Annotated in this window: 5 protein-coding genes; all 5 read left to right on the top strand. The window is 39.3% G+C overall.

All coding sequences use genetic code 11. The annotated features are described in order from the left end of the window. Positions 1–220: 220 nt before the first annotated feature. Positions 221–1,039, top strand: a complete 819-nt coding sequence (locus RUH74_RS24035; protein ID WP_313805386.1) for a TIM barrel protein — start codon at positions 221–223, stop codon at positions 1,037–1,039. An 18-nt stretch (positions 1,040–1,057) separates the two neighbouring features. Continuing rightward, positions 1,058–2,431 (top strand): amino acid permease, encoded by a 1,374-nt coding sequence (locus RUH74_RS24030; RefSeq protein ID WP_090566848.1) that lies wholly within the window; start codon positions 1,058–1,060, stop codon positions 2,429–2,431. 84 nt (positions 2,432–2,515) lie between these two features. Then, the gene (locus RUH74_RS24025; RefSeq protein WP_093494969.1) at positions 2,516–3,529 is read left to right on the top strand and encodes an SIS domain-containing protein; all 1,014 of its coding nucleotides are present in this window, start codon (positions 2,516–2,518) and stop codon (positions 3,527–3,529) included. 62 nt (positions 3,530–3,591) lie between these two features. Continuing rightward, complete coding sequence (gene frlD / locus RUH74_RS24020) at positions 3,592–4,374, top strand: fructoselysine 6-kinase (RefSeq protein WP_313805374.1); 783 nt, start codon at positions 3,592–3,594, stop codon at positions 4,372–4,374. 64 nt (positions 4,375–4,438) lie between these two features. After that, positions 4,439–5,167, top strand: coding sequence for a GntR family transcriptional regulator (locus tag RUH74_RS24015; protein ID WP_090566857.1), 729 nt, complete (start codon positions 4,439–4,441; stop codon positions 5,165–5,167). Positions 5,168–5,212 lie beyond the last annotated feature (45 nt).

Below are 5,212 nucleotides of genomic sequence, written 5' to 3'. Positions count from 1 at the left end.
CCGTCCGATTTAGATATCTTTGGTATACCAAGGCTAAAAAACAGAAAAAAATCCCAAATATGGTCACTTTATTAAAGTGTCTCCAATTTGGGGTTCAGTTCGTTCAGAGAAAAGTGTATTTTTATTGAAAGTTCCAAAAATTTAGATTGTTTTTAATGTATTGTTAAATTATAATACAAGACATAACAAATAAAATGTTTTCATGAAGGAGGTGAACTATTTGCATGTCGCAGGAATGAATATTACCTTTAAGCATTTTCCTTTTCTTTATTTTTTAGAGTCTATGAAACGATTGGATATTGAAAATATTGAATTATGGGCTGGAGAGCCTCATCTATTTGTTTATCGAAACGCACTTGGAAATATTAGAACTATGAAAAAAGAGATACGATCCAGAGGCTTGAAAATTGTCTGCTATACTCCAGAACAATGCGTTTATCCGTATAATATTGCGGCTTCCGACTCCCACTGGCGAAAAATTAGCATTGATTATTTCATAGATAACTTATATGCAGCTTTGGAATTGGGTACCGATAAAATGTTGGTCACTTCAGGAATTGGGGATTTTTCTGTATCACAAGAAGAGTCGTGGAAATACGCAAGTGACTCTATCTATCAATTAACTAGAGTGGCTGAGAAGGAAGGGCTAACGCTTGCTTTAGAGCCTTTAACCCGCTTTGAATCTAATCTAATTACCAACTTCAAAGGTTTAAAAAAGATGATAGAAAAAATCCAATCGCCTTCGTTAATAGGAATGATTGATGCAGTGGCGATGCAGTTAGCTGATGAAACGCCGGATGATTATTTTTCGATGTTGCCCGAGTTGAGTCACTTTCATTTAATAGATGGGGATGGCCAAAGTGATGCCCATTTATCTTTGGACGATGGTGTCCAAGACTGGCGAGAGCATTTAAAAAGCCTTCATAGCCATGGATATGAAGGAATTTGTACCTTGGAAATAATGGGTTCGGCTTATTATCAAGATCCTCAAACCGCACTTATGAACTCCCTTATAAAATTAAAAGAATTTAGAATCTAACCATTTGGAGGAACTCGTATGAACAATGGCGTACTAACAAGAAAGCTTGGTTTTTGGGCAGCTTTAGCAATTGCGGTCGGAACGACAATAGGATCGGGTATTTTTGTATCATCAGGAGATGTTGCCCGTGCTGCTGGAAGCCCTTCACTTTCAATTCTTGCTTGGGTAATAGGCGGGCTGATCGCCATTCCACAAGTTATGGTATTGGCCGAATTATCAACTGCCTATCCGCAAAATGGAAGCGGTTACGTTTACTTGAACAAAGCCGGGTGGCGGCCTTTAGGCTTCCTGTATGGCTGGGCAACATTTTGGGCTTTAGATCCTCCTTCTATTGCAATTATGGCGTTAGCGCTTGTTTCGTATATATCGACGTTTCTGCCATTTTTCGATGGTCTGCCTGGAAAGTTGCTTGGCATCGCCATTATTTTAGCTATTACTGCTATTCATTACCGCAGTGTCAAAGAAGGAGGGTTGTTCCAGGTTATTATTACAGTGGTTAAAATCGTTCCCTTTTTGATTGTTATCGGTTTAGGGTTAATGTATATGAATCCTGGGAATTTTTCATATACACCTCCTTCTGGATCGGGGCCAACAAGTTTAATCGGCGGTGTATCTGCAACTACTTGGGCTTACACAGGAATGGCCGCAATTTGCTTTATGGCAGGGGAATTCAAAAACCCGGGCAAGGTTCTCCCGCGTGCCCTAATCTCCTCCATCTTAATAGTTATGTCTTTATATACCTTGCTTGCGATTTGTGTTATCGGATTAATGCCTTTCGAGAGTCTTCTTGCTTCCAATGCGGCGTTGTCAGACGCTGTAAAGTTTATACCGGGACTGTCTGATATTGCTTCGTCATTTGTGGCGGTTACCGCCATTATTGTAATCTTGGGATCTTTGAGCTCATGCATCATGTTCCAGCCGCGCTTGGAATATGCGATGGCAAAAGACGGTTTATTCTTTCAACGTTTTGCGAAAGTCCATCCAAAATACGAAACGCCTAGCTTTTCGATTATTGTTCAAGTGACTTATGCATGTATTCTAGTTATGTTCAGCAACCTGACTGCTTTGTTAGGATATTTCACACTTATACAACTACTTATTAATATTATGGATTTTGCTGCGGTTTACAAATGCCGTAAAAGAGGAGATTATAAACCGGTTTATCGCATGCCAATGTGGAGAGCGACTACGATGCTGGCAATTCTGGGTGCCGCTTGGCTTGCATGGGGTACATTCACTTGGGCTCCAATTGAAGGCATGATTGCTGCCTTAATCGTTGTTGCAACAGGTCTACCCGTCTATTACTACTGGGAAAAGAAATATGGCGGCAGAACAAGCGAGAATACAGTAGCTTGGCAAGTTGAAGCAGAAAAAGTCAGTCCAGCTGAATAAGAAAGAAGAAATAAAATTGTATAATTTGTTATACTAGACTATAATACAAGACATAACAAATGAGATATGAGGAGGAAAATAGTAATGCTAAAATATGATGAAGAATTATTTTTGAGGCTTGTCGAAGAAGAAGGCCTTGCTTACAGAGAACAAATTGAAAATTTTGTAGATGAGATTTGCAAGAAAGGATATAGCAATATTTTTTTGATCGGTGCTGGTGGAACGATTGCTATGATGTATCCTTACGAATATATTTTGAAATCTAATTCAACAATTGAAGTGCAGGCGGAAATAGCAGCAGAATTTATGGTGATGAACAATAAACGCTTTAGCAAAGACTCTGTTTGTATTTTCACATCCGTGTCTGGAACAACTGAAGAAACAGTCGCAGCGGCTAAACTTTGCAAGGAAAGAGGCGCTACTACGATTGCATTGGTAGCAGAGCCAAACACACCGCTAACTCAAGTTGTCGACTATTGCATCACGACTGGATCTGAAACACATTCGTTTGATACCTTCTTCATGCTTCTCTATATGGTAGTTTTCCGGTTCATGTACAATAACAATGAATTTCCGCAATATGAGCAATTTACAAACGAAGTTGCGTTGCTACCAAAAGCCATTTTAAATTCCGTGAAGGCGTTTGATGCGAAAGCTGAAGAGTTTGCCAGTAAGCATAAAGATACCGATTATCATATGATGGTTGGTTCCGGTAACTTGTGGGGCAATACGTATTCCTACGCAATGTGCATCCTGGAAGAAATGCAATGGATTCATGCAAAATCGATTCATGCAGCCGAGTTCTTCCACGGAACACTCGAATTGGTTGTTGAAGACACGAGTGTTATTTTGCTGAAGGGCGAAGATGAGACTAGACCACTGATGGATCGTGTAGAGAGATTTGCTGAAAAAATTACAAAACAGCTTACTGTTATCGACACAAAAGATTTTGAAATGGAAGGAATCAGCGAAGAATTCAGAAAGCACTTTTCTGTCAGCATCAACTGGGCTTTATTAAGCCGGATCAGTGTTCATCTGGAGCGTGAAAGAAATCATCCATTAACCCTTAGAAGATATTACCGACAAATGGCATATTAAGAAACTGATGGGCGCTACTTTGTAGTGCTCATTCCTTAATAAGAGAGAAAGTAGGGGGACTGATGAAAATTGTGACGGTCGGGGACAATTGCATGGATGTATATCAGCCAAATGATAGAGCATACCCCGGAGGAAATTCAGTAAATGTGGCAGTATATTTAAAGGGATTAGGCGCTGACTCCGCTTATATCGGCTGGGTAGGCTCTGATAAATACGGAGACTTGATGAGGGAGAAAATCCAAGAAAAGGGTGTAAATATTACTCATCTTTCAAAGAAAGAAGGGAAAACGGCAGTCACACAGGTTGAGTTAAATGGAAATGACCGTTGTTTTGGAGACTATGATGAAGGTGTTATGGCTAGCTTCTTCTTAACGAGTGAAGAAGTAGATTTCGTTGGAACACACCAACTTGTACACGCAGGAATTTGGGGACATGTCGATAAAAAGTATCCCCTTTTCAAAGAGATGGGTTTGCTTACTTCCTTTGACTTTTCCGATCAACTCGACCATGACTTGCTAAAAAGCTTATCGCCATTTGTAAACTATTCTTTTTTCTCATATACAAAGGACGATGACTATATCCGCCAATTCTTAAAGAGTGTAAAAAATCAAGGATCTAAGATCGCAATAGCAACTTTAGGTGTGAACGGTGCCCTTGCCTATGATGGGAAACGATTCTATCGAAGCGAGATAGTGGAAACGGAGGTAGTAGATACAATGGGAGCGGGAGACTCTTTTATAGCAGGTTTCCTTTGTGGGATATTAAAAGGGTTTTCTATTGATGAATGCATGGAATTGGGATCTAAAACGGCAGCCAAAACAATTCGCTATTTCGGTGCTTGGTGACGGGCTTTGGAAATCTATGTATAATAGAGAATATATAATCTATTATGGATAAGGATGAGTAAGTATGAATTTAAATCCTTCAACTCCCCAGCCGTTATATATGCAAATAAGGCAAATGTTGAAGAATGATGTCCAGCAGGGAAAATACAAACCAGATGAACAAATTCCAACTGAAGCTGAACTTTGTGAGATCTATAATGTAAGCCGTATCACAATCCGAAAAGCTATTGAGGAATTGGTGAAGGAAGGGACTTTGACGCGGGTTCCACGCAGAGGTACCTTTGTTACAACTAATAAATTCCACAATGAATTATTGTCTGTAAGCGGATTCTCAGAGTTTAGCCATCAGTTAGGCATGATTCCGAACTCCCGTATTTTAAGAAGCGAAGTTATACCGGCATCGGAAGAAGTTGCAGGCCACCTTTTAATTGATGAAGGAAGTCCTGTTTTGGAGCTGGAGCGTCTCATGTATGTAAATGATCATCCGCTTTTTTATGATATCGCTCATTTTCCTTTAATTCGTTTTCCCGATTTAGAAAAGAAAATTGCAATGGATGAATCAACTTACAAAACTCTTTCCAAAGAGTATCAAACTGAAATTATTAGTAACGATAAAATCATTGATGTAATTGGCGCCACAACAGAATATGCAAAATTATTGGAATGTGACGTTGGTGCAAACTTGTTTAGAATTTTAAAGATTGCTTTTGATGCAGATGATGAACCTGTTCATCTTTCTACTTTTATGTGCGAAACAAACAAGGTGAATCTAACTATCCATCGGGCAAAATAAAAAAATGAAGCAAGTTTTGAGGTTTTTGATGGAAAGGGCATTATT

The sequence above is a fragment of the Cytobacillus sp. genome, from assembly GCF_032154635.1.
Classification (GTDB): Bacteria; Bacillota; Bacilli; order Bacillales; family Cytobacillaceae; genus Cytobacillus.
This window is presented reverse-complemented; position numbering and strand designations above follow the sequence as displayed.

Bases quoted from the DNA above. Each gene is read 5' to 3' on its own strand.
- RUH74_RS24025 (WP_093494969.1), top strand. From the start codon at position 2,516: ATGCTAAAATATGATGAAGAATTATTTTTGAGGCTTGTCGAAGAAGAA.
- RUH74_RS24015 (WP_090566857.1), top strand. From the start codon at position 4,439: ATGAATTTAAATCCTTCAACTCCCCAGCCGTTATATATGCAAATAAGG.
- frlD (WP_313805374.1), top strand. From the start codon at position 3,592: ATGAAAATTGTGACGGTCGGGGACAATTGCATGGATGTATATCAGCCA.
- RUH74_RS24030 (WP_090566848.1), top strand. From the start codon at position 1,058: ATGAACAATGGCGTACTAACAAGAAAGCTTGGTTTTTGGGCAGCTTTA.